The 22885-nt window shown below is 73.1% G+C and carries 22 protein-coding genes and 1 pseudogene; 12 read left to right on the top strand and 11 right to left on the bottom strand.

The annotated features are described in order from the left end of the window. Nucleotides 1-773: 773 nt before the first annotated feature. Nucleotides 774-879, top strand: a pseudogene (locus ACZ3HQ_RS08600) (IS481 family transposase); the annotation flags it as partial. 108 nt (nucleotides 880-987) lie between these two features. Here the strand turns inward: ACZ3HQ_RS08600 and ACZ3HQ_RS08595 are convergent. Continuing rightward, nucleotides 988-1761 (bottom strand): LamG domain-containing protein, encoded by a 774-nt coding sequence (locus ACZ3HQ_RS08595; protein ID WP_467508953.1) that lies wholly within the window; start codon nucleotides 1759-1761, stop codon nucleotides 988-990. Nucleotides 1762-1958: 197 nt separating this feature from the next. On the opposite strand from ACZ3HQ_RS08595, the gene ACZ3HQ_RS08590 reads away from it, so the two are divergent. After that, complete coding sequence (locus tag ACZ3HQ_RS08590) at nucleotides 1959-2828, top strand: DMT family transporter (protein WP_467508952.1); 870 nt, start codon at nucleotides 1959-1961, stop codon at nucleotides 2826-2828. A 64-nt stretch (nucleotides 2829-2892) separates the two neighbouring features. Here the strand turns inward: ACZ3HQ_RS08590 and snpA (ACZ3HQ_RS08585) are convergent, their stop codons facing one another. Together snpA (ACZ3HQ_RS08585) and snpA (ACZ3HQ_RS08580) are read right to left on the bottom strand one after the other, a co-directional pair. After that, complete coding sequence (snpA, locus tag ACZ3HQ_RS08585) at nucleotides 2893-3564, bottom strand: snapalysin (RefSeq protein ID WP_467508951.1); 672 nt, start codon at nucleotides 3562-3564, stop codon at nucleotides 2893-2895. A 223-nt stretch (nucleotides 3565-3787) separates the two neighbouring features. After that, nucleotides 3788-4447, bottom strand: coding sequence for a snapalysin (snpA, locus tag ACZ3HQ_RS08580; protein WP_467508950.1), 660 nt, complete (start codon nucleotides 4445-4447; stop codon nucleotides 3788-3790). Nucleotides 4448-4655: 208 nt separating this feature from the next. Here snpA (ACZ3HQ_RS08580) and ACZ3HQ_RS08575 point away from each other — a divergent pair, with 208 nt between their 5' ends. After that, a complete protein-coding gene (locus tag ACZ3HQ_RS08575) occupies nucleotides 4656-5681 on the top strand; it encodes a LysR family transcriptional regulator (RefSeq protein ID WP_467508949.1) in 1026 nt (341 codons plus the stop codon). Here the strand turns inward: ACZ3HQ_RS08575 and ACZ3HQ_RS08570 are convergent. Then, entirely contained in the window at nucleotides 5648-7162 is a 1515-nt protein-coding gene (locus ACZ3HQ_RS08570; RefSeq protein ID WP_467508948.1) for a hypothetical protein, read from the bottom strand. The genes ACZ3HQ_RS08575 and ACZ3HQ_RS08570 overlap by 34 nt on opposite strands. A gap of 211 nt (nucleotides 7163-7373) precedes the next feature. Here ACZ3HQ_RS08570 and ACZ3HQ_RS08565 point away from each other — a divergent pair, with 211 nt between their 5' ends. The 9 genes from ACZ3HQ_RS08565 to hypA all read left to right on the top strand — a co-directional run bounded on the left by ACZ3HQ_RS08565 (nucleotide 7374) and on the right by hypA (nucleotide 14647). Next, complete coding sequence (locus ACZ3HQ_RS08565) at nucleotides 7374-8042, top strand: DedA family protein (protein WP_467508947.1); 669 nt, start codon at nucleotides 7374-7376, stop codon at nucleotides 8040-8042. A 128-nt stretch (nucleotides 8043-8170) separates the two neighbouring features. Next, on the top strand, nucleotides 8171-9679 hold the full coding sequence (locus ACZ3HQ_RS08560) for a hypothetical protein (protein WP_467508946.1): 1509 nt from the start codon (nucleotides 8171-8173) through the stop codon (nucleotides 9677-9679). Nucleotides 9680-9730: 51 nt separating this feature from the next. After that, nucleotides 9731-10822: an NADH-quinone oxidoreductase subunit B family protein gene (locus ACZ3HQ_RS08555; RefSeq protein WP_467508945.1), complete on the top strand. Its 1092-nt coding sequence runs from the start codon at nucleotides 9731-9733 to the stop codon at nucleotides 10820-10822. A gap of 65 nt (nucleotides 10823-10887) precedes the next feature. Next, entirely contained in the window at nucleotides 10888-12681 is a 1794-nt protein-coding gene (locus ACZ3HQ_RS08550) for a nickel-dependent hydrogenase large subunit (protein ID WP_356431705.1), read from the top strand. After that, nucleotides 12674-13246, top strand: a complete 573-nt coding sequence (locus tag ACZ3HQ_RS08545) for a NifU family protein (RefSeq protein ID WP_467508944.1) — start codon at nucleotides 12674-12676, stop codon at nucleotides 13244-13246. The genes ACZ3HQ_RS08550 and ACZ3HQ_RS08545 overlap by 8 nt, the downstream gene beginning before the upstream one ends. Further along, entirely contained in the window at nucleotides 13243-13827 is a 585-nt protein-coding gene (locus tag ACZ3HQ_RS08540) for a DUF5947 family protein (RefSeq protein ID WP_467508943.1), read from the top strand. Before ACZ3HQ_RS08545 ends, ACZ3HQ_RS08540 begins: the two co-directional genes overlap by 4 nt. 37 nt (nucleotides 13828-13864) lie before the next feature. Then, entirely contained in the window at nucleotides 13865-14071 is a 207-nt protein-coding gene (locus ACZ3HQ_RS08535; RefSeq protein ID WP_030813382.1) for a hypothetical protein, read from the top strand. Nucleotides 14072-14091: 20 nt separating this feature from the next. After that, nucleotides 14092-14292, top strand: a complete 201-nt coding sequence (locus tag ACZ3HQ_RS08530) for a hypothetical protein (protein ID WP_467508942.1) — start codon at nucleotides 14092-14094, stop codon at nucleotides 14290-14292. A 7-nt stretch (nucleotides 14293-14299) separates the two neighbouring features. Beyond that, nucleotides 14300-14647 (top strand): hydrogenase maturation nickel metallochaperone HypA, encoded by a 348-nt coding sequence (gene hypA / locus ACZ3HQ_RS08525; protein WP_467508941.1) that lies wholly within the window; start codon nucleotides 14300-14302, stop codon nucleotides 14645-14647. 56 nt (nucleotides 14648-14703) lie between these two features. On the opposite strand, the gene hypE is transcribed toward hypA, so the two are convergent. The 7 genes from hypE to ACZ3HQ_RS08490 all read right to left on the bottom strand — a co-directional run bounded on the left by hypE (nucleotide 14704) and on the right by ACZ3HQ_RS08490 (nucleotide 22700). Continuing rightward, nucleotides 14704-15693, bottom strand: a complete 990-nt coding sequence (gene hypE, locus ACZ3HQ_RS08520; protein WP_467509068.1) for a hydrogenase expression/formation protein HypE — start codon at nucleotides 15691-15693, stop codon at nucleotides 14704-14706. Between the two features lie 76 nt (nucleotides 15694-15769). Further along, the gene (hypD, locus tag ACZ3HQ_RS08515; protein ID WP_467508940.1) at nucleotides 15770-16915 is read right to left on the bottom strand and encodes a hydrogenase formation protein HypD; all 1146 of its coding nucleotides are present in this window, start codon (nucleotides 16913-16915) and stop codon (nucleotides 15770-15772) included. Further along, entirely contained in the window at nucleotides 16912-17202 is a 291-nt protein-coding gene (locus ACZ3HQ_RS08510) for a HypC/HybG/HupF family hydrogenase formation chaperone (RefSeq protein WP_467508939.1), read from the bottom strand. The genes hypD and ACZ3HQ_RS08510 overlap by 4 nt, the downstream gene beginning before the upstream one ends. A 47-nt stretch (nucleotides 17203-17249) precedes the next feature. Then, nucleotides 17250-19601: a carbamoyltransferase HypF gene (gene hypF / locus ACZ3HQ_RS08505; RefSeq protein ID WP_467508938.1), complete on the bottom strand. Its 2352-nt coding sequence runs from the start codon at nucleotides 19599-19601 to the stop codon at nucleotides 17250-17252. Further along, nucleotides 19598-20347 carry a hydrogenase nickel incorporation protein HypB gene (gene hypB, locus ACZ3HQ_RS08500; RefSeq protein ID WP_467508937.1) on the bottom strand — a complete coding sequence of 250 codons (750 nt, stop codon included), beginning with the start codon at nucleotides 20345-20347 and terminating at the stop codon, nucleotides 19598-19600. The genes hypF and hypB overlap by 4 nt, the downstream gene beginning before the upstream one ends. A gap of 59 nt (nucleotides 20348-20406) precedes the next feature. Beyond that, complete coding sequence (locus ACZ3HQ_RS08495; RefSeq protein ID WP_467508936.1) at nucleotides 20407-20994, bottom strand: hydrogenase maturation protease; 588 nt, start codon at nucleotides 20992-20994, stop codon at nucleotides 20407-20409. Then, nucleotides 20991-22700: a hydrogenase maturation protein gene (locus tag ACZ3HQ_RS08490; protein ID WP_467508935.1), complete on the bottom strand. Its 1710-nt coding sequence runs from the start codon at nucleotides 22698-22700 to the stop codon at nucleotides 20991-20993. Before ACZ3HQ_RS08490 ends, ACZ3HQ_RS08495 begins: the two co-directional genes overlap by 4 nt. Between the last annotated feature and the right edge of the window lie 185 nt (nucleotides 22701-22885).

Here is a 22885-nt window from a genome sequence, read left to right as displayed (position 1 = left end):
CAGCAACTCGCATGGGCATCCACGGAGGCGGAAGCCAGTGCAGGCGTCGTCACTCCGGCGAGCAGACGCAACGTAACCGGAAGAGTGGGGATTTGATGACTCCTACTGGTTACGGCACCCCGCCCGTCGGGCGCCAGATATACGATGTGACTGCTGAGACCAGGAAGGCCCCTCACGTTCAACACCTCGGCCGAGGTGGAGGGCCTTACCCAGGCCAAACTGGGGTCTCCTGGAGGATGCATGGCTGATCGACTGGAACACCGAGCCCGTCACAGGAAGCCAGGGGCGCCGAAGCGGCCTCAAGTTCCGAAGTGGGTTGTTCTTTTGATCATCCGCGAGGTGCTACACATCTTCTGGTCTTGACCAGCAGACCCGACCGTACGGACGAGCTCGCAAGTGAGCCCGACCGCGATCTGGACGGTCGGGCTCACTGAGAGTGGCACCAAAGGGGCCTGTCGCTGTGCAACCAGCGATGGGCCCCGCTTTGTGCCTCTCGCCTGCGACACGGCCTCGAGAATGCTCTCAGAAGTACCGCAGAGGTGATGCAACCATACGTCATTCCTGGACACGGCGACCAGGTTCTTACCCTGAACGCCACCTTTCGCACATGTGCTGTCGCGAGGCTCTGAGCTGGCTTTTTGCAAGTCATGGCGAGTCGGGAGGCTGAACAGATCCGCCTCTGCGCGGCCCCCCGCCAGTGCCTGGCACGTGCAACCCGCGGGGTCCGAGCGGGCTGTGACAGGTGAGCGCATCCCCGCCCTGCGCCCGCGCCCCGGCCCACCGGCCAGGTCATCCGCCGCTATGAACGCGACCGTCCGGGCGAGCTGGTCCACGTCGACGTCAAGGAGCTCGGCCGGATCCCCTACGGCGTCGGCCACAAGGCGCTGGGACAGGCCGGCCGGGCCACCCGCAACAACATCGGCAGCGACTACATGCACCTCAACGCCCCGGTGCACACCTGGCCGGTGGACTGAGCGGAGCGGTGCGTCAGGCTTCGGTCTTCTGGTCGTCGGCTCCCTCCTTTACGGCGAGGGCCTGCGGCTGGGCGGCGGGGCCGGAGTTCGGGCGGCGGACCACGAGTCGGCTCACCGTGTACGACATCTCCGACGTCTCCCGGCGGGGCGGCGGATGGTAGCGCCCGGCGCACACGGAGAGGTTGACGATGAGGTACGCGTGCCAGTGGCGTCCGGTGCCGCGCTGGTCGGCGAAGACGCGTCTGCCGTTGGCCCACCAGACCACCGAGCGGGCGCCGAACTCGGTGCGCAGGTCGAGCCAGGCGCCGGGGCCGACCATGTCGTCGCGGAAGTAGCGGTTGCTGCCGCGCACGTGGTTGGTGAACTCCAGCAGGTCGGGGTTGTCCGGGTGGTACTCGAAGATGTCGACCTCCTGCCCGCCGTCCCGCCACGTCCAGATGGCGGGCCAGGCGCCGATCTCGCGGGGCAGCCGGACGCGGGCCTCCAGGATGTCGCCGGTGCGGACCTCGAAACCGTCCGGGCTGCCCTCGGTGGTGAGCAGCCCGGCGTTCCACCGGCCGTCCGGCCGGCGTCTGGCCCGGAAGACGCCGGAGCGGCTGTAGGCGGGGTCGGCGACCAGGTGGTCGAGTTTGTCGTCGCCCGGGTTGACCGGGCCGCCGTCGGGATAGGCCCAGGAGCGGCCCGCCACCCACTGCCGCTGGGACGTGAAGTCGGCGGTGAAGACCACGTCGTAAGCGGCGGAGGACCGCGGACCGGGGAGGGGGCTGCCCGGATTCGGTTCGTGCATGCCCGTTTTCTCTCCGTCCAGCGACGCGCCACACACCCAGACCCGGACATCAGCCCAGAAAGAACCCGAACGAGTGAATACGGGCCGGAGCTTCGGCCAGAGCCTGGCGCGGACGGGTGCGCGCGGCGCGGTCCGGCGGCGCGCGGGGCAGGGCTTTCGTAGGCTTCTCATGGCCTTCACGCAGGCGGGAGAAATCAGTGATCGAACTGGCCGCGGCCTTCGCCGTCGCGGGTGCCGCGAGCAACGCCATGGGTACGGCGTTCCAGCGCAAGGCGGCCTCCACCAGTGAACGCGGCGGCGTGAAGCTGCTGGCGGAGCTGGTGCGCCGCCCGGCGTGGGTGCTGGGCATGGCCGGGGTGATCGGCGCCGCGGTGTTCCAGAGCCTGGCGCTGGTCAACGGGCCGCTGGCGCTGGTGCAGCCGCTGTTCATCCTGGAGCTGCCGTTCGCCCTGCTGATCGTCGGCCCGCTGCTGCACCGGCACCTCCCCCGCTACGGCTGGTGGGGGGTCGGCGGGGTGGTGGTGGGCCTGGCCGTGCTGCTGGCGGCGGCCGCGCCGCACGGGGCGGGTGACCAGGCGCCGCTCACCCGCTGGGTGCCGGCACTGGTGGTGTGCGTGGGGGCGGTCGTGACGGTCACCGTGCTGGCCCGGCACGAGCGCCCGGCGACCGGCCGCGCCGCCCTGCTGGCCTCGGGCTCGGCGATCGCCAACGCGCTGACGGCGGCTCTGCTGAAGTCGGCCACCGGCACGTTCGCCGACGAGGGGTTCATTGCGTTCATCACCGCCTGGCAGACGTACGGGTTCGCGCTGGCGGGTGCGGCGGCGGTGCTGCTGCTGGAGAACGCACTCCAGGCGGGCCCGCTGGCCGCCGCCCAGCCGGCGCTGACCATCGGGGACGCGGTGGTCAGTCTGGCCCTGGGTGTCTTCCTCTTCCACGAGCGCATCCGCACCGGCTGGTGGCTGGTGCCGGAGGCGCTGGGGGCGCTGCTCATCGTCGGCGGGGTGCTGGTGCTGAGCCGTGCGGTGCAGAACCTCATCGAGCGGCCGCCGCCCGGCTCGGACGACTGAGTCCGCACGCGAACGGGCCGCCGTCCACCTGGGGGACGACGGCCCGCTTGCTTCAGGGGGACCCTCAGCGGTCCTGGTTCACCTTGGCCAGCGCCTTGGCGAGCCCGTTGGCCCAGAGCTGGTTGACGCGGGAGCGCTCGGTCGCGTTCGGGTAGCGGTTGGTGCAGGACGGGCCGGGGCCGCCGCCGGACATCAGCTCGCTGCACGGGCCGCTGTAGTGATCGGGCAGACCCAGCACGTGGCCGGTCTCGTGCGCGGTGACCCGGATCGAGTCGTACTGCTGGTTCTGCGCGTAGTCGAGGAAGATGTAGCCCCGGCCGTGGCCGTCGGTGGAGGCGTAGGAGCCGCGCGAGTCGTTGCCCTCGCGGTAGGAGAAGTTGCCGGTGCCGGTGGTCGAGGCGAGCTTGACGTTGGAGACCGAGCTGTTCCAGATGGAGGTGGAGCTCGATATCTGCGAGCGGAAGCTCGGCGCCTGGCTGGCGTTGTAGTAGACGGTGACGGCCTGGAGGCTCGGGTTCTCGGCCCGCTGCTCGGCGACCGACTTCAGCACCGCGTCGAAGAACGCCTTGCTGTTCGCCGCCTCCTGGGCCGAGCCGGTGTACCCGGCGTGCGGGGCTGCGACGGGCTCGGGCTGGGCGGAGGCGGGGGCGGCGGCGCCGAACACGGCGGCGGCCACGCCGAGGCCGAGGGCGAGAAGGGATCTGACGGTCTTGGCGGACGTACGGGACGACGTCATGGGGGTCCTCGTTTCGTACGTGGGGAGGGCCGTCCGTATGGGGGTGAACGGCCGGTTGCCCTTGAGTCTCGGGCAGGTCAAGGACGTCCGGATGATGGCAAGTTGGGATAGCGGCGAGCTATCGGCGGCATCGCGCGCCGGACCGGGGACGCGACGGACCGCGGACCGTCGCGTGGGGACGACGATCCGCGGTCCGGAGGGTGCGGCCGGGCGGGCCGAGGGGTCAGCGACCCTGGTTCACCTTGGCCAGCGCCTTGGCGAAGCCGTTGGCCCAGAGCTGGTCGACCTGGGCGCGCTCGTTGGCGTCCGGGCTGGAGTTGGTGCAGGACGGGCCGGGGCCGCCGCCGGACATCAGCTCGCTGCACGGACCCTCGTAGTGGTCCGGCAGGCCGAGCACGTGGCCGGTCTCGTGCGCGGTGACGCGGACCGAGTCGTACTCCTGGTTCTGGGCGTAGTCCAGGAAGACATAGCCGCTGCCGTGGCCGTCGGTGGAGGCGTAGGAGCCGCGCGAGTCGTTGCCCTCGCGGTAGGAGAAGTCGCCGGTGCCGGAGGTGGCCGACAGCTTCACGTTGGAGACCGAGCTGTTCCAGATCGAGGCGGCGCTCGATATCTGGGAGCTGAAGCTCGGCGCCTGGCTGGCGTTGTAGTAGACGGTGACGGCCTGGAGGCCCGGGTTCTCGGCCCGCTTCTCGGCGACGGACTTCAGCACCGCGTCGAAGAACGCCTGGTTGTTCGCCGCCTCCTGGGCCGAGCCGGCATACGCGGCGGCGGACCCGGGCTGGGCGGACGCCGGGGCGGCGGCGCCGAAGGTGGCGGCGGCCACGCCGAGACCGAGGGCGACGATCATTCTGGTGGTCTTCGCGGGCATGCGGGAGGACGACATGTGGGGTGCTCCTCTTTTCGATGCGTGTGGGGGTGACCCGTCGTTCGAGTGGGGGTGAACGACCGGCTGCCCCCGAGTCTTGGATGGATCAACGGGCCCCGCCTAATGGCAAGTTGCGATAGCACCGGACTATCACCGGCAACTCGTGGCGGTGCGCGGTGATTTATGCGTCTGGCGTGCGCATGCAAAGCCGCCCTAGGCTCCCGTCATGGAGCTAGAGGTGAGGCACTTCCGGGTTCTGTGCGCCATCGCCGATGCGGGCAGCCTGCATCAGGCGGCGCGCGAACTCGGTCTGGCGCAGCCCTCGTTGAGCACCCAACTGCGCCGGATCGAGAAGGCCCTGGGCGGCCCGCTCTTCACCCGCGGCCACACCGGCTGCCGCGCCACCCCGCTGGGCCGGCAGGTGCTGAGCCGCGCCCGGCCGCTGGTCGGGGAACTCGACGCCCTGGTCACCGAGGCCCGCGCGGCCGCCGCCCGCGCCTCGGCCGGGCCCCGGCTGCGGATCGGCGCCACCGCCAGCCGTGCCCTGCCGGGCTGGCTGCGCCGGCTGCGCTCCCGGGTCCCGGCGGCCGAGCCCTCGCTCCAGATGGACGCCTCCGCGAACGCGCTGCTGCGCCAGGTCGCCGAGGGCGCGCTGGAACTGGCCTTCGTGCACGAGGTGGAGGGCAGTCCGCTGCGGGTGCCGCCGGGGCTGCGCGTACGGGTGCTGGTGGAGCGGGAGCCGCAGTTCGTCTCGCTGGCGGCCGACCATCCGGCGGCGGCCCGGAGCGAGGTGCGGCTCACCGAGCTGGCCGAGGACCGGTGGATGGTCGACTCCACGGTGGACGGCGAGTGGGACGCGATCTGCCGGGTGCTGCGCGAGGCCGGGATCGAGCCGGACCTGCTGCACGGCGACTACCTCACCGCCTACTCGCTGGCCGCCACCGGCGAGGTGGTCACCGTCAGCCAGCCCACCGCGCACCCCCGCTCCGACCTGGCGATCCGCCCGTTGCACGGCGACCCGATCGGGGTGCGGCTGCTGCTCGCGGCCCGTACCGAGACCGACCTCGACCGGGGTTTCGAGGAACTGGCCGACGCCTACTGGGAGGTGGCCCACCAGGCGCCCGCGTACCGGGACTGGCTGGAGCGCGGCCCGCAGCGCCCCGCCGCCCTGTGCGGCACCGTCACCCGGACCCTGCCCGGCCCGGACGCAGGACCCGGTCAGGTACCGGACCCGAACGTCCGCGTGGTGTAGGCGCATTCGGTGTACACATAGCCCGACCTGATCTTCGCGGTGTCGGAGGCGGGCGCGCCCGCGCCGGTGCCGTGCGGCTGGTGCACGAAGTACGTGGTGCCGACGGGCAGTCGGATCGTGCGCCGCGGGTAGTTCCGTCCGCTGTCGGAGCAGGGCTTGAACCCCGGCCTGATGGTGTCGGTCAGGTAGTACGCGGTGCAGCCGCCGCACGCCTTGAGGGTGAAGCTGCCGGTGACCGGGCCGGTGTAGAGGACGGTGATGTCGTGGGGGCTGTCGTTCTTCACCGTGACGGAGATGCTGCCGCCGGACGCCGTGGTGGGCAGCTTCTTCCCGGCGGCCGGAAGGGTCTGGGCGACCTCGGCGGCTATGGCGATCTTCGTGGCCCGGTCCCGCTTGCCGCCGCTCCCGCTGTCGGAGACGTAGCTCTGCATGCTCTTCCGCGCCCCGGCGAAGTCGCCGTCCTTGTACTGGTCCACCCCGCACTCGTAGGCGCCCGCGTCCCCGCTGCTTCCGGCGCGGGCGGCGGCCGCCGTCAGGTCGGCGGCGGCGTCGCCGGCCGAGGCGGCGAGGTCGGTGAGCCGGGTGTCCAGGGTGTGCAGCCGGTCCACCGCGGTGCAGGGCGCGTTCCCGCCGACCGCCTGCTGCGCGCCCCGGACGGCCGCGTCGACGGCCGGCGCCACCTTGGCGGCGGCCGGTGAGCCGGGGAAGTCGGCGAGCAGCTCGCGGAACCGGCTCACCCACGCTTCCCCGCCGTCGCCCAGGTCGGCCCTGCCGCACTCGTAGAGCGAGGTGGCCAGCCGGTCGTCGGGCCAGTGGGTGAGGGACCCGAGCCGGTCGGCGGGCATGGTGCGCGGCACCGTACGGAGGAACTGGAGGGGTTCGACGGCCGCGCAGTACTCCCCGCGGCCGTACGTGGCGCCGACGCTCGCGTAGTAGGCGCGCATCCGGGCGGGGACGCGGTCGGCGGCGCGGGAGCCGGGGTGGTCGACCGCGAGATCGCGGTAGACGGTGAGGGCCGACCGGTAGTCGGAGCGGGAGGCGGCGAAGGTGTGCCGTCCGGCCGCCGCCACCAGGTCGTCGGCCTTCTCCAGCCTGCCCAGCAGCGCCTGCTGTTCGGCCTCCGCGCGGGCACCGTCGTACCCGAGCGCGCCGCCGGCCGGGACGGCGAGCAGTACCAGGCCCAGCAGCAGGGCGACGGGCGCGCGCAGGGGCAGCGGGGTGCGCAGTCCCAGGCGGGCGCCGTGGGCGGCGGCGAGCAGCAGGACGACCAGGTAGCCGACCAGTACCCCGATGGGCAGGCCGTCGGCGTCGGCGGGCAGGGCGACGAAGAGGAGGAGGACGGCGGTGGCGGCCAGGCACAGGGCCAGCGGGCCCCATCTTCGGAGCAGGGCGTAGCCGAGGCCGAGTCCGCTCAGGTTGAGCACGGCCACGGCGGCCGCGCGCAACGCGCTCGGCGGCGCGGGCGGTGGCCCGGACGGCATCGGTGGAACGGTGAACCCCTGATACGGGCCGTACGGCGCTTCCGGCATGTCGGCTCCCCCTGTCAACCGCCCCGCGCTCCCGACGAGTCTACGGCGGGTGTCCGGTGCACGACAGAGGGTGTGCACGCCGGACGATGCGCGGGCGCGTGAGCCCGGTTCACGTGAGACTGGTGCCGGACGACCGATCGGCGGGCCGGGAGGCGATGGGCGGGTGAACGCCGTCAACCCCACGGACAGCGCGTCCCTGCTGGCCGCCTTCGGCGCCCTGGGCGTGCTGGCGGTGACGTTCGCCGAGTCCGGGCTGCTGGTCGTCGGCTTCTTCCTGCCGGGCGACACGCTGCTGTTCCCGGCCGGGGTGCTCTGTGCGGCCCAGCACGGCGGGCAGCCGCCCCGGCTGGTGCTGTGGCAGGTGATGCTGTGCGCGGCCGTGGGCTCGGTGGCGGGCGCCCAGGTGGGTTTCCTCATCGGCAGGCACGGCGGCCGGGCCCTGCTCACCCGCACCTCCAGTCATCGGGTCAAGGAGGGCGTGGCGCGGGCGGAACGCCTGCTGGCCCGGTACGGGTACCGCAAGGCGCTGGTGATCGGCCGGTTCGTGCCGATGCTGCGCTCCGTGCTGCATCCGGCCGCAGGGGCGCTCGGGGTGCCGGCAGGCGTCTTCACGATCTGGCAGACGGTCGGCGGGGTGCTGTGGTCCCAGAGCCTGGTCCTGGCGGGGTGGGCGCTGGGCACGTCGGTCGACCACGTCGACGCCTACCTCCTCCCGCTGATCGCGCTGGTCGTGGTGGTCTCCCTGGTGCCGCTGCTGGTGGAGGTGGTGCGCGCCCGGCGCGGCCGGGGCGAGCACGGCGACACCGGCGACACGGGCGACACCGGCGACTGAGCGGCCCTCGCGCGTCACCCGCCCGGCTCAACCGGGGTCCGCCTGAGGGGCGACGCCACGGGCGCGGTGTGACGGTGGTCGAGCACGGTGGGAGACATGGCCCCATGCACCGGCGGCGAGGAGGCGGCATGGCTGACACGGGAGGCGAGGGCGGCACCGCGTGTGTCGCCGCGCCCGGCCGGGACGACCCCGAGGGGCTGTCCGGCGATCCGTTCACGCAGGTGGGCGCGGTCGCGGATGCCGTGCTGTACGAGGGCTATCTGCTCTATCCCTACCGGCGTTCCTCGGCGAAGAACCGGGTCCGCTGGCAGTTCGGGGTGCTGCTCCCCCGTGCCTGGGTGGAGGCGGACGGCCCGGTCGCCGAGGGCATCTCCGGTTCGGCGGACTCCTGGTACCAGCGCACCGAGTGCCTGGTCCGGGCGGCTCCGGACGCGGTGCTGCGGGTGCGGGTGCGCTACCTCCAGCTCCAGCGCAAGCAGGTGGAGGCGCTGAGCGAGGGCCGGTACCGGCCGGTCGAGTCGCTGCGCGGGGACGACGGCACGGCGCATCTGAGCTTCGACGAGGCGGTCCCCTACGAGGTCGACCTGGCCTGGCCGCTGGCGGAACTGCTGCGCGGGCCGTGCACCGCCGAGGTCTCCGCGCCGCCGGCCACCGACACCGGGGAACTGGACGCCGGGCGGGTGGTGCGCCGCCGCGAGCACGTACGGGCGCACACCACCGCCGCCGCGGAGAGGCTCGCGGACGGTCTGTACCGGCTGTGTGTGCGCACCGAGAACGCGGGCGATGCGCCGGACGTCCGCGCCCCGCGTGCCGAGGCGCTGCGGCAGTCGCTGCTCGCCGCGCACACCCTGCTGGGCGGCGAGGGGCTTCAGTTCGTCTCGCAGACCGACCCCCCGGCCGCGCTGCGGGACCGGGCGCGCGGGTGCCGCAGCGCCTTCACCTTTCCCGTGCTGGGCGGCCCGGCCGGGGGGAGCGCGGACGCGGACGGCGCGACTGGCCCCGTACTGCTGTCCGCGCCGATCATCCTGCCGGACCATCCGCAGGTGGCGCCGGAGAGTCCGGGCGATCTGCACGACGCGGCGGAGATCGACGAGATCCTTACGCTGCGCACGATGCTGCTGACCGACGAGGAAAAGGCCGAGGCGCGGGCCACCGACCCGCGCGCCGCCCGCATCCTCGACCGGGTCGACACGATGCCGCCCGAGGTGTTCGCCAATCTGCACGGCGCGATCCGCTCGCTGGCCCCGGCCAAGGAGGCGCAGGCGTCCCCCGAGGCGCGGCCCGCCTGGTGGCAGGAGGGCGGCGACGCCGGGCTGTCCCCGACGACGGACACCGTGAGCGTGGCCGGCGTCCCGCTCGGCACCGGCAGCCGGGTGCGGCTGAACCCCCGGCTGCGCGGGGCGGACGCCCAGGACATGTTCCTGGTCGGGCGTACCGCCGAGGTGGCCGCGGTCTTCCACGACGTGGACGGCAGCGTGCACCTGGCGGTGACCGTCGACGACGACCCGGCGGCCGAACTCCACGGCTGGTACGGCCGTTTCCACTACTTCCGGCCCGACGAACTCGAGCCCCTCGGGGACGGCGCCGAGCCGCGACCCCTGAGCCCGCCGCCGGACCCGAGCCCCGGACGCCCCTGACGGCGACACCCACTCCCCAGCGGCCGACCGACCGCAGCGAAGGCAGGCGACATGACCACCGAGAGCCACACCACCGCGGCCCGTGAGCGCATCGAACGATCCGAGGAACACCAGGGGATAGACGAGATCACCATCCTCTGGATCTCGGAGGGGATGAGCTGCGACGGCGACACCGTCTCCCTGACGGCGGCCATGCAGCCCTCCATCGAGGACGTGGTCCTCGGCCTGATCCCCGGACTGCCCAAGGTCAACCTGGTCAACAAGGTGCTCTCGCCGAGCCTGGGCGGCGAGGACTTCCTCGCCCCCTACCGGGCTGCGGCGCGCGGCGAGCTGGACACCCCGTTCATCCTGGTCATCGAGGGCTCGGTGCCCAACCAGGACATCATCGAGGGCGACGGCTTCTGGACGTCGTTCGGCAACGACCCGGCGACCGGGCAGCCGCAGACCATCAACTGGTGGATCGACCAGCTCGCCCCGAAGGCGTGGGCGACGGTCGCGGCGGGCACCTGCGCGACGTACGGCGGCATCCACGGCATGGCCGGCAACCCGACCGGGTCCATGGGCCTCGGGGACTACCTGGGCTGGGACTACAAGTCGACGGCCGGGCTGCCCATCGTCAACGTGCCCGGCTGTCCGATCCAGCCGGAGAACTTCATGGAGACCCTGATCTGGGTGCTCCAGCACGCCGCCGGTGACGCGCCGCCGCCCCCGCTGGACCACATGCTGCGGCCGCAGTGGCTGTTCGGCAAGACCGTCCACGAGGGCTGCGACCGGGGCTCGTACTACGAGCAGGGCGACTTCGGCCTCGACTACAACTCCCCCAAGTGCCTGGTGAAGACCGGCTGCTGGGGGCCCGTGGTCAACTGCAACGTGCCCAAGCGCGGGTGGATGGCCGGCATCGGCGGCTGCCCGAACGTCGGCGGCATCTGCATCGGGTGCACCATGCCCGGCTTTCCGGACGCGTTCATGCCGTTCATGGACGAGCCTCCCGGCGGCACCCTGTCCTCCCTGGTCATCAAGCCGTACGGGGCGGTCGTGCGCCGGCTGCGCGGCGTGACCAACGAGATGGTCAACCACGAGCCCAAGTGGCGGCGCAAGAAGCGCAAGCTCACCAGCGGTTACGACCCGTACTGGCGTCCCTGACGCCGGTGCACCGCAGCACACCCCCCACCTCCGCACCACCCCGACAGCGAGGGGCAGTACCGCAGATGACGACCACCGAATCCCGGCCCACGGGGCGCAAGCCCGCTCAGCTCGTGGACATGTCCTGGGACCCGATCACCAGGATCATCGGCAACCTGGGCATCTACACGAAGATCGACTTCGCCAACCGCGAGGTCGCCGAGTGCCACAGCACCTCGTCGCTGTTCCGCGGCTACTCGGTGTTCATGAAGGGCAAGGACCCGCGCGACGCCGGGTTCATCACCTCGCGCATCTGCGGTATCTGCGGGGACAACCACACCACCTGCTCCAACTACGCCCAGCAGATGGCGTACGGGATCAAGCCGCCGCCGATGGCCGAGCACATCACCAACCTCGGCGAGGCGGCCGAGTACATGTTCGACCACACGATCTTCCAGGACAACCTGGTGTTCGTGGACTTCTGCGAGGCCATGGTCAAGGCGACCAACCCCACGCTGCTGGCCCGCGCCGAGCGCACCGACGCCCCGCGCGGCGAGATCCACGGCTTCCGGACCATCGCCGACATCATGAAGGCGTTCAACCCCTTCGAGGGCGAGGTCTACAAGGAGGCCCTCCGGGTCAGCCGGGTCACGCGGGAGATGTTCTGCCTGATGGAGGGGCGGCACGTGCACCCCTCCACGCTGTATCCGGGCGGAGTCGGCACCATGCCGCAGCCGAGCGTCTTCACCGACTACCTCAGCCGGCTGATGCACATCATCGACTTCATCAAGAAGGCGGTGGCGATGAACGACGACGTCTTCGACTTCTTCTACGAGGCCCTGCCGGGCTACGAGGAGGTCGGACGCCGCCGCATCCTGCTGGGCTGCTGGGGCGCCTGGCAGGACCCCGCCGTCGTGGACTACCGCTACGCCTCGATGAACGAGTGGGGCAAGGCGATGTACGTGACGCCCGGCGTCATCGTCGACGGCGAGCTGGTCACCAACAACCTGATCGACATCAACCTCAACATGCGCATCATGCTGGGGAGTTCGTACTACGACGACTGGGTCAACGAGCAGCCGTTCGTCACCCACGACCCGCTGGGCAACCCGGTCGACATGCGGCACCCGTGGAACCAGACGACCGTCCCGGTGCCGCAGAAGCGCGAGTTCGACGGGAACTACAGCTGGGTCATGAGCCCGCGCTGGTACCACCAGGAGACGGACAAGCACCTCGCCCTGGACACCGGCGGCGGCCCCCTCGCCCGCCTGTGGTCGACGGCGCTGAGCGGCCTGGTCGACACGCGGTACGTGAAGGCGGCCAACGGCAAGGTGCGCATCCAGCTCCCCAAGGGCGAGTCGCTGCCGGAGACCACGCTGGAGTGGTCCATCCCGAAGTGGAGCAACACCCTCGAACGCGACCGCGCCCGGCCCTACTTCGTGGCGTACGCGGCCGCGATGGCGCTCCAGTTCCTGGAGGAGTCCATGGAGCTGCTGCGGGCGGGCGAGACCAAGGTGTTCCAGGACTTCGAGGTCCCGGACGAGGCGATCGGCTGCGGCTTCCACGAGGCCGTGCGCGGGGTCCTCTCCCACCACCTGGTGATCAAGGACAAGAAGATCGCCAACTACCACCCGTACCCGCCGACCCCGTGGAACGCGAGCCCCCGCGACATCTACGGCACCCCCGGCCCGTACGAGGACGCCGTCCAGGGGCAGCCCATCTTCGAGGAGAACGGGCCGGACGACTTCAAGGGCGTCGACATCATGCGCACCGTGCGCAGCTTCGACCCCTGTCTGCCCTGCGGTGTCCACATGTACATGGGCAAGGGCAAGACGCTGGACGTCGTGCACTCCCCCACCTACGGCGCGAACCATGGCTGACGGCGCCCGGCTCGCCGACCCGGCGGTGGAGGCCCGGCTCGCCCGGCTGGACGAGCTGCTGGAGCGGCTGGAGTCCGGCAGCGGCCCACTGTCCGCCGAGGCCCTGGAGTCGGTGGGCCTGCTGACCGAGGTGTACGGGGAGGCGCTGGCCCGGATGCTCGACGGCGCGGACGCCGCCCTGCTGGACCGGGCGGCCGGCGACGAGCTGGTGGCGCATCTGCTGGTGCTGCACTCCCTGCACCCCGAGCCGCCGGAGCGGCGGGCCGAGCGCGCGGTGGAGCGGCTGCGGCCGGCGGTACGCGAGCGCGGCGGGGATCTTCAGTGGCTGGGCGTCGAGGGTGAGGTGGCCCGTGTGCGGGTCGACTCCGGCGGCGGTGGCTGCGGGTCGGGGTGCGGCGGGGGTGGCGGGGACGTCACCGAGGTGGTGCGGGCGACCGTCCTGGCCGCGGCTCCGGAACTGCGGGCGGTGGAGGCGGTCACGGCCGAGCGGGTGAAACCGCCCGCGTTCGTGCCGCTCGCCACGCTGACCACGCGCCGGGCGGAACGTCCGCAGGAGGCGCGGTGAGCGGGGCACTGGCCCGGCTGATCCGCACCGGGCCGGCCGGGGCCGCGCGGCCCGAGACCTGCGAGCTGTGTGCCGGGCCGGTGGCCGAGGAGCATCCGCATCTGTTCGAGGCGGCGGCCGACGAGGTCCGCTGCGTCTGCGGCCCCTGCTCGGTGCTCTTCGCCGAGCAGGGCTCGGGCGGCGGCCGGTACCGGCTGGTGCCCCGGCGCCGGGTGCGCCTCGCGCCGGTCGACACGGCGGCGCTGGGGGTGCCGGTGGGGCTGGTGTTCTTCGTGCCGCGTGCCGACGGCACGGTGACCGCGCAGGGGCCGAGCCCTGCCGGGGCCATGCGGTGGGAGGTGGACTCCGGCGCCTGGCAGGGGCTGGCCGCCGCGTGTCCGCCGCTCGCCTCCGTGGTACCCGAGGTGGAGGCGCTGCTGGTCAACACGGTGCGCGGCCAGGAGGAGCACTGGATCGTGCCCGTGGACGACTGCTTCCGGATGGTGGCCCTGGTCCGCGCGGAGTGGCAGGGGCTGTCCGGCGGCGGCCGGGTGTGGCCGGCCGTCGAACGGTTCTTCGCGGAGCTCACCGAGCGTTCGTGAAGCCCAGAGATGTGTGAAGCCCGGAGAGGAGACGATCATGGGCAGGATCAGAGTGGGCCGTCCCCAGGTGAAGCCGGACACGCCGACGCACGTGCCGGGTCTGCACGAGGGCAACAGGGGCCCCTATCAGGAGCAGGTGGGGCATCACGAGGACGGCACCGCCGACTCGCGCCGCTCCACGGGTGTCCGCACCAAGCGGCACAACGCCATTCTCGACGTCATGCCGAACATCCCACCGGGATGAGAGGGCAGAAAGTGAGCGCCATGAAGATCGCAAAAGCCGCGCGAGCCGTCGAGGAGACGGAGCAGACCCTGTGGACGGCGCGGCGGGTGCTCGTCGCCCAGGCCGCCGTGCTCGCCGGTCTGACGCTGCTGCTGGTCGTGAGTGAGGTCCCCGGCATCATCCGCGAGATCAAGATCTACCGGATGACCGGCGGGCGCCGCGCGCTCCGCCGGTACCCGTGAGGCACCGGTGCACGAGCTGTCGATCGCGACCGCGATCGTGGAGCAGGCCGGGGAGATCGCCCGCGCGGACGGCGCCGGGGACGTCTCCTCGGTGACGGTACGGGTCGGTGAGCTGGCGGGTGTGGTGCCGGACGCGCTGCGCTTCGCCTTCGAGGTGGCCCGTGACGGCACCTCGCTCGCCTCGGCCCGGCTGGTGGTGGAGCAGGTGACGGCGGTGGCCTGGTGCGGCGGGTGCGCGGAGGAGTTCGCGGTGGGCATGCCCCCGTTCTTCTGGTGCCCGGCCTGCGACCAGCCCTCGCAGGACCTGCGCGGCGGACGGGAGTTGGAGATCACCGCCGTGGAGGCGGTGCCCTGATCTCCAGCACGCGCGGATCGGCCCCGTCCCTCGGTGGACGGGGCCGATCCGTGTGCTCAGCAGATGCGCGGAAGCTGTTCCCCGAGCGGCAGGTCGAGGACGCGGGTCCCGCCGAGCCCGGTGGCGACGGTGACCATGCCGGGGTGCTCGGCCACGCACTCCCCGATCAACGCCGCCCCGGCGCCGTGCGGGTGGGCCCGCATCGCGGCGAGCACGGCGTCGGCGTGCTCACGGGGTACGAAGGCGACGAGCCGGCCCTCGTTGGCGACGTACAGCGGGTCCAGGCCGAGGAAGCCGCAGGCGTTGGCGACCTCGTCCGGCACCGGCACGGCCCGTTCGGTGATCCGGACGCCGGTGCCGGAGGCGCGGGCGATCTCGTTCAGGGAGGCGCCGAGGCCGCCGCGAGTGGGGTCGCGCAGGACGTGCACGTCCCGGGTGACGGCGAGCATGGCCGCGACCAGACCGGCGAGCGGCGCGGTGTCGGAGGCGATCTCGACGCCGAACTCCAGCCCCTCCCGCACGCTCATCACCGCCACCCCGTGCAGCCCGATCGGCCCGCTGACCAGGATGGCGTCGCCGGGCCGGGCGCGCTGGGGGCGGATGTCGACGCCGTCGGGGACGAGACCGACACCGGCGGTGGTGACGTACACACCGTCGCCGTGGCCGGACTCGACCACCTTGGTGTCGCCCGTGGCGACGGTGACGTCGGCGGCGCGGGCGGCGGCGCCGAGCGCGCGGGCGACGCGGTCGACGACGGCGAGTTCGACGCCCTCCTCCAGGACGAACGCCGTGGAGAGGTACGCGGGCCGCGCGCCGCTCATGGCCAGGTCGTTCACCGTGCCGTTGACGGCGAGGTCACCGAGGCAGCCGCCGGGGAAGAACAGCGGGCGCACCACGTAGGAGTCGGTGGAGAACGCCAGCCGGGCGCCGCCCAGTTCGAGCACGGCGGAGTCGGCGAGCCCGGCGAGGGTGGGGTTGCCGTAGGCCGGGGCGAAGACCTGGTCGATCAGCTCGGCGGACAGGGCGCCGCCTCCGCCGTGGCCCATGACGACCACGCCCTGGTCGCGCAGGGGGGCGGGGCAGGTCCAGTTGGCGGGGTCGATCGCGGGGGCCTCGGTGAGGTCAGCCAACGGGGTTCATCTCCTTACGCGGAACGCGCGATCCGCGCGGCGCGGGACCGCCTTCCATGCGGCGGTACAGGTAGTAGGCGGCGCAGGCGCCCTCGCTGGAGACCATGGTGGCGCCGAGCGGGGTGCGCGGGGTGCAGGCGGTGCCGAACGCCTCGCACTCGGTGGGCCTGATGAGCCCCTGGAGCACCTCTCCGGCCCGGCACACGGCGGGTTCCTCGGTGCGGATGCCGGTGACGTCGAAGCGGTGCTCGGCGTCGTAGGCGCGGTACGCCTCCGCGAGGCGCCAGCCGCTGGCCGGGATGGGGCCGATGCCGCGCCAGTTGCGGTCGGTGACCTCGAAGACGTCCTCGATCATGCGCAGCGCGGCGGGGTTGCCCTGCTCGCGCACGGCACGCGGGTAGGCGTTCTCCAGCCGGTGCTCGCCGCGCTCCAGTTGGCGCACGGCGCGGCGGATGCCCTCCAGGATGTCCAGCGGCTCGAACCCGGTCACCACCATCGGCACCCGGAACCGCTCGGCCAGGCCGGGGTACTCGCCGGTGCCCATCACGCTGCACACGTGTCCGGCGGCGAGGAAGCCCTGCACCCGGCACTCGGGGGCGGTCATGATCGCCTCGACGGCCGGGGGGACCCGGACGTGGGAGACCAGCAGGCTGAAGTTGTCCAGGCCCAGCCTGCGGGCCTGGTGGACGGCCATGGCGTTGGCGGGCGCGGTGGTCTCGAAGCCGATGGCGAAGAACACCACCTGCTTCTCCGGGTGCTTTCGTGCCAGTTCGAGGGCGTCGAGCGGGGAGTACACCACGCGTACGTCGCCGCCCTCGCCCTTGACCCGGAACAGGTCGCGGTCGGTGCCGGGCACCCGGAGCATGTCGCCGAAGGAGCAGAAGATCACGTCGGGACGGGCGGCCACGGCGAGGGCCTTGTCGATGACGTCCAGCGGGGTGACGCACACCGGACAGCCGGGGCCGTGGATCAACTCGACGTCATCGGGCAGGAGTTGGTCGATGCCGTGCCGGATGATGGAGTGGGTCTGGCCGCCGCACACCTCCATCAGGGCCCAGGGCCGGGTGACGGTGGCCCGGATCTCGTCCAGCAGGCGGCGCGCCAGGGCGGGGTCGTTGAACTCGTCGATGTACTTCACCGGTTCTCCACTCCGTTTCCCTGCCGCTCGGCCTGCTCCCAGGCGTCGCCGAACTCCTCTTCCAGCAGACCGAGTTGCTCGAACAGCTCCAGCGAGGCGCGGGCCGACTCCTCGTCCAGCTTCTGGAGGGCGAAGCCGACGTGCACGATGACGTACTCCCCCACCCGCACATCGGGCAGATACTCCAGACACGCCTGCTTCTGGACACCGCCGAAGTCGACGAGCCCGGTGAGCGGGTCGGCGCCTTCGTCGATGGCGACGACCTTGCCGGGCACTGCAAGACACATGGGTCACTCCGTCTCGTCTGGGGTGTGCTGAGGGCCGGTTGGGCGGATCAGCGGGCGCGGTCCGGCCGGGGCACATGGGCCGCGACCATGAGCTGGCCGAGCGCGAGGCCGCCGTCGTTGGGCGGCACCCGGCCGTGCCGCAGGACGGTGAAGCCGCCGGCGGTGAGCCGGGCGGTGCTGTCCTCCTCCAGCAGGGCGTTGGCGAAGACCCCGCCGGTCAGGGCCACGGTGGTCAGGCCGGTGGCCTCGCGGGCGCGCCGGCACAGCCCGGCGACGGCTCCGGCGACGCCCCGGTGGAAGCGGGCGGCGAGGACGGACGCGGGCACGCCCCGGCGCAGGTCCGCGAGGAGGGCGCGCAGCATCGGGGCGGGGTCGGCCCGCGGTCCGGGGGTGAAGCCGAAGGCGTACTCCCCGCTGTCCGCGTCCCGCGCTTCGAGGGCCAGGGCCTCCAGGGCGAGCGCGGCCTCGGCCTCGTGGCCCGCGCGGTGGCAGGCGCCGGTGAGGGAGGCCACGGCGTCGAAGAGACGGCCCATGCTGCTGGTCGGCACGCAGGCGATTCGGTGGGTCAACTGGCCGTGCAGAACCGCGCGTTCGGTGTCGGTGCAGGCGGCCACGCTGGGCAGCTCCGGCGCCCAGTCGAGGCCGGCCGCCCAGAGCCGGGCCAGTGCCTGCCGGCAGGGGTTGGCGACGCCCGCGTCCCCGCCGGGCAGCGGGGCGGGGACCAGGTGGGCGAAGCGGCGGTACGCGGTGTAGTCGGCGAGCAGGATCTCGCCGCCCCAGACCGTGCCGTCGTCGCCGTACCCGGTGCCGTCGAAGGCGACGCCGATGACGGGGGTGGTGCCGTCGAGGCCGTGTTCGGCCATGGCGGCGGCGATGTGGGCGTGGTGGTGCTGGACCAGCGCCGGTGCGGGCAGTCCGGCCTCGGCGGCGCGGCGGCGGGCGTGGGCCGTGGACTGGTAGCCGGGGTGCCGGTCGGCGGCGATCAGGCGCGGGGTTACGCCGGTCAGGGCGGCGAGGTGGGCCTCGGCGCGGCGGGCGGCGTCCAGGGTGGCGAGGTCGCCCATGTCCCCGATGTGCGGGCCGAACCACGCCTGGTCGTCCTCACCGAGGCAGAGCGCGTTCTTCAGGTCCCCGCCGACCGCGAGGGCGGGCCGCACCGGCACCGGGAGGGTCAGCGGCCGGGGCACGTATCCCCGTGAGCGACGCAGGAGTTGGGGGCTGCCGTCGGCGCGGACGCGGAGCAGGGAGTCGTCGCAGGGGGCGGCGACGGCACGGTCGTGGGTGAGCCAGGCGTCGGCCAGTCCGGCGAGCCGGATCAGTGCCTGGGCGTCGTCGGTGACGATGGGCTCGCCGGAGCGGTTGCCGCTGGTCATCACGAGCACGCGGGGTCCGGGCGGGTCGCCGGGGAGGCCGAACAGCAGGGTGTGCAGGGGGGTGTAGGGCAGCAGGACGCCCAGGTGCGGGCTGCCGGGCGCGATCCCGTCGGCGAGGCGGGGACCGTCGGGCGTGGTGCGGGCGCGCAGCAGGACGATGGGGCGTTCCGGGCCGGTGAGGGCGGCCCGCTCGGCGTCGGTGACGTGGGCGACGCTTTCCGCGGTGGCGAGGTCGGCGCACATCACGGCGAACGCCTTGCCGCCGCGTTCCTTGCGGGCGCGCAGGGTGGCGACGGCACGCGAGTTGGTGGCGTCGCAGGCCAGGTGGTAGCCGCCGAGTCCCTTGACGGCGACGATCCGGCCCTGGGCGAGCAGGGTCCGTGCCCGGGCGAGGGCGTCGGCGTCGCGGGCCGGGCGTGCTCCGGTGCCGTCGGCGGGGATGAGGCTCAGGCCGGGGCCGCAGCCGGGGCAGGCGACGGGCTGGGCGTGGAAGCGCCGGTCGAGCGGGTCGCCGTACTCGCGGGCGCAGGCGGGGCACATGGGGAAGCGGGCCATGGTGGTGGCCGCGCGGTCGTAGGGCATCGCGGTGGCGACGGTGAAGCGGGGGCCGCAGTGGGTGCAGGTGACGAAGGGGTGCCGGTGGCGGCGGTCGGCGGGGTCCGCGAGTTCGCGCAGGCAGTCGGCGCAGGTGGCGGTGTCGGGCGGCAACTGGGTGCGGCCGGTGGTGTGCGCGGTGGCCTGGATGGTGAACGTCTTGGCCGTGCCGGTGGCGGGGAGGTCCTCGTGGGCGATGCCGGTGACCGAGGCGAGCGGGGGCGGCCGTTCGGCCAGCAGCTCGCAGAACCGCTCCACGTCGGGCAGCGGGCCCTCGACCTCGACGAGGACGCCGTCTGCGGTGTTGCCGACGAACCCGGTGAGGGCGAACTCGGCGGCGAGCCGGTGCACATGGGGCCGGAAGCCGACCCCCTGCACCGTGCCCCGCACGGTGAGACGGCGGCGCACCCGGCCCGTCGCGGGGGCCGTCATGCGAGGGGGGCTGCGGCCTGGTCGTGGTGGTGGCCGTGGCCGCCGTGGCCGTGGCCGTGCGGTCCGGGGGCGAGCGGCGGCCGGTGGGCGGGCGGTGCGTGGCGGACGGCGAGGGCGCGCTCCAGCAGGGCGTCGACGCCGTCGCCGCTGCGCGCGCAGGTCCGTACCGTCTCCACGCCGGGGTTGACCCGCTGGACGTTGGCCCGGAAGGCGGCCTCGTCGAAGCCGGCGGGCGCGGCGAGGTCGGTCTTGGTGATGGCGACCAGGTGGGCGGAGCCGAAGGCGGTGGGGTACTTCAGCGGCTTGTCCTCGCCCTCGGTGACGGCCATCAGGGCGATCCGCAGGGTCTCGCCGAGGTCGTAGGAGGCCGGGCAGACGAGGTTGCCGACGTTCTCCACGAACAGCACCTCGGTGTCGCCGGGGAGCCAGCCGTCGAGACGGGCGCGGACCTGGCCGGCCTCCAGGTGGCACAGCCCGTCGGTGAGGAGCTGCTGGACGGGGGCGCCGGAGCGGGCGAGGCGCTGGGCGTCGTTCTCGGTGGCGAGGTCGGCGGTGAGCGCGGCCACGGGGACACCGCGCTGGACGGCGCGGGCCAGGACGCGGCCGAGGAGTTCGGTCTTGCCGCTGCCGGGGCTGGACAGCAGGTTGACCACCGTGACGCCCCGTTCGGTGAGGTCCTCACGCAGGCGGGCGGCGAGATCGTCGTTCTTGGCCAGGACGGCCTGTTTGACGTCGGACCGGCACATGGGCACAGCTCCTCGGGGGGATCGGGGGCCCGGGCCGTGCCGGGCACGGCCCAGGGGTCTCACCGATCTTCGGCGCCGCTCGCCCCCACGCCGGGCAGCGCAGCCGCGTGCGGGGGCCCGGATTCCATCGGGCGGCCCAACGGGGGCGTGGGCGCGGCCGGGTCGGCCAGCAGGACGGGGATGAGCGTGTGCAGCGCGTCGACGGCCCGTCCGACGGCCTCGCGCACCGGTTCGCTGAGGCCGGGGGCGATGTCCTCGTCCGGGCTGGGCAGCAGGGCGGGCTCGCAGGCGAGGACGAGGACGCGGGGCAGCGGTTCGTCACCGAGGTGGGTGGCGAGGGCGAGCACCTTCTGAGGGTCCATGCCGTGCGCCTCGGGCACGACCGTGCCGTCCGGCGGTTCGGCCTCGACCAGCGAGAGGGTGCCGGGGCGCTGCCCGCGCGGGGCGGCGTCGACGAGTACGGCGGTGGCGCAGCCGCCGAGCAGGGCGTAGGCGAGGTCCATGCCCCGGATGCCGAAGTCGCGCACGTGGGCGCCGGGCGGGAGGGGGCGTTCTTCGAGGGCGCGGATCACCTCGGGGCCGAACGCGTCGTCGCCGAGGAAGATGTTGCCGACGCCGGCCACCAGCAGGGGTTCGGGGGCGGTCATCGGCCGTCTCCGGTGCGCAGGGGGCGGGTGCCGGCGGCCGGGACCTTGCGGACGAAGGCCGAGCGCAGGGCGTGGTAGGGCGCACTGGGGTCGGAGAAGATGGCGTGCATCCGGGCGAGTTCGTCGCGCCGGTGGTCGGCGAGCGGGCGTACGGTCTCGTCGGCCTGGCGGGCGGCGGCCTTGGCGGCGATCCGGTCGGCGAGGCCGGGGGCGGCGGCGAGTTCGGCCGCCAGGGCCTCGACGGTGCCCGCGAACTCGCCGGGCGCGGCGGGGACGAGACGGTCCACCAGGCCGAGCCGGACCCCTCGGGCGGCGCTCACCGGCAGCGCCTCGGTGGTGAGGCGGCGCGCGGTCTCCGGGCCGGTGCGGCGGGGCAGGGTGTACGTCCAGAACTCGGAGCCGTACAGACCCATGCGCCGGTAGTGCGGGTTGAGGACAACGCCGGTGCGGCACCACACCTCGTCGGCGGCGAGGGCCAGCATGGCGCCTCCGGCGGCCGCGTTGCCCCCGAGCGCGGCGATCACCAGCCGGTCGGTGGTGCGCAGCACGGCCTCGACCACGTCGTCCATGGCGTTGAGGTTGCGCCAGGACTCCTCGCCGGGGTCGGGGGCGCCTTCGATGACGTTGAGGTGGATGCCGTTGGAGAAGAAGTCGCGGGCGCCGCCGAGCACGAGGACCGAGGTCGGGCGGGTGAGGGCGTACTGATAGGCGGCCAGGAGTCTGCGGCACTGGTCGGTGCTCATCGCGCCGCCGGGGAAGGAGAAGCCGACGAAGCCGGTGCCGCCCTGCTCGCGGTAGCGGACGTCGGTGAAGGTGCGGCGGTCGGCGGGCAGGTCGAGCGGGGCCGGGATCTCGGGCAGGGCGGGGGTGTGCGGGGCGGTCCAGGAGGCGAGGACGGTGGCGGCGGGACGGCGGAAGGGCGCCGGGTCGCCGGAGCTCTTGCGGGGCCGCAGCTCGGGAATCCACACGGCGCCGTCGCGGGTGGCGCGGCAGACGGCTCCGGCGCGGGTGGCGAGGAGGTCGCCGGGGCGGCCGCGGAGCTGGTCCTCCGGGTGGCCGCCGTGCAGGAAGACCTCGCGGCCGTGGAGTTCGTCGAGCACACCGGGCTGGGAGTCGGCGCCGCGCAGCTTGCGCAGGACGGTACGGGTGTCGTCCCGCTCCCAGTCGATGCGGCGCCGCTCCTGGCGGAAGTAGTCGCGCCAGATCACCTCGGGCCAGTCGCCGGTCTGCGGGCGGGGTTTGTGGTCGCCGTCCGCGTACCTGCGCACCGCGCGGTGCAGGGCGGTCATCGCGGCGTCGGCGGCCTCGTTGCGGTACAGGTCGCTCTTTCCGGCGTCCGGTACGGCGAAGGGCTCGTCGGCCCACACGGCGCCCGCGTCCATCCCCGCCTCGGCCTGGAGGACGGTGACGCCCCAGTGGCCGGCCTCGCCGTCGACGGCCCAGTCCAGCGAGGAGGGGCCCCGGTCCCCCGGCGGGCCGGGGTGCACGATCAGGCAGGTGTGCTCCCGCCAGACGTCCTCGGGGAGCGCGGTCTTCAGCATGGGCGCGACGATCAGCTCGGGGCGTCTCTCGCACACGGCGGCACGGACGGGGTCGGGACCGTGCGTGGCGAGGACGACGTCCACCTGGTGTCCGGCGTCCGACAGTTCGGCGTAGGCGCGCTGGGTGAGGCTGTTGAACGCGCTGGCGACCAGCAAAATGTCCATGAGACCGTATATTCGTCCATGTTCCGGGCGTCATGTAGGACCATCGGAACGTTTCCTCACCCCTTCACGGCCACTTCCGCTCGTACCGGGTCATTCCCGGCCGTTCGAGGCAAGCACATGTTCGGTCGTCGGTCAGGGATTCGGATACGGAAGTGGGCCGGGCGGCCGGCGAGTAGGCCACGCGG

The sequence above is a fragment of the Streptomyces sp. NPDC018263 genome (assembly GCF_055562575.1).
Note: the sequence above shows the minus strand (reverse complement) of the source record. Positions and strands in the feature narration are given on the sequence as shown.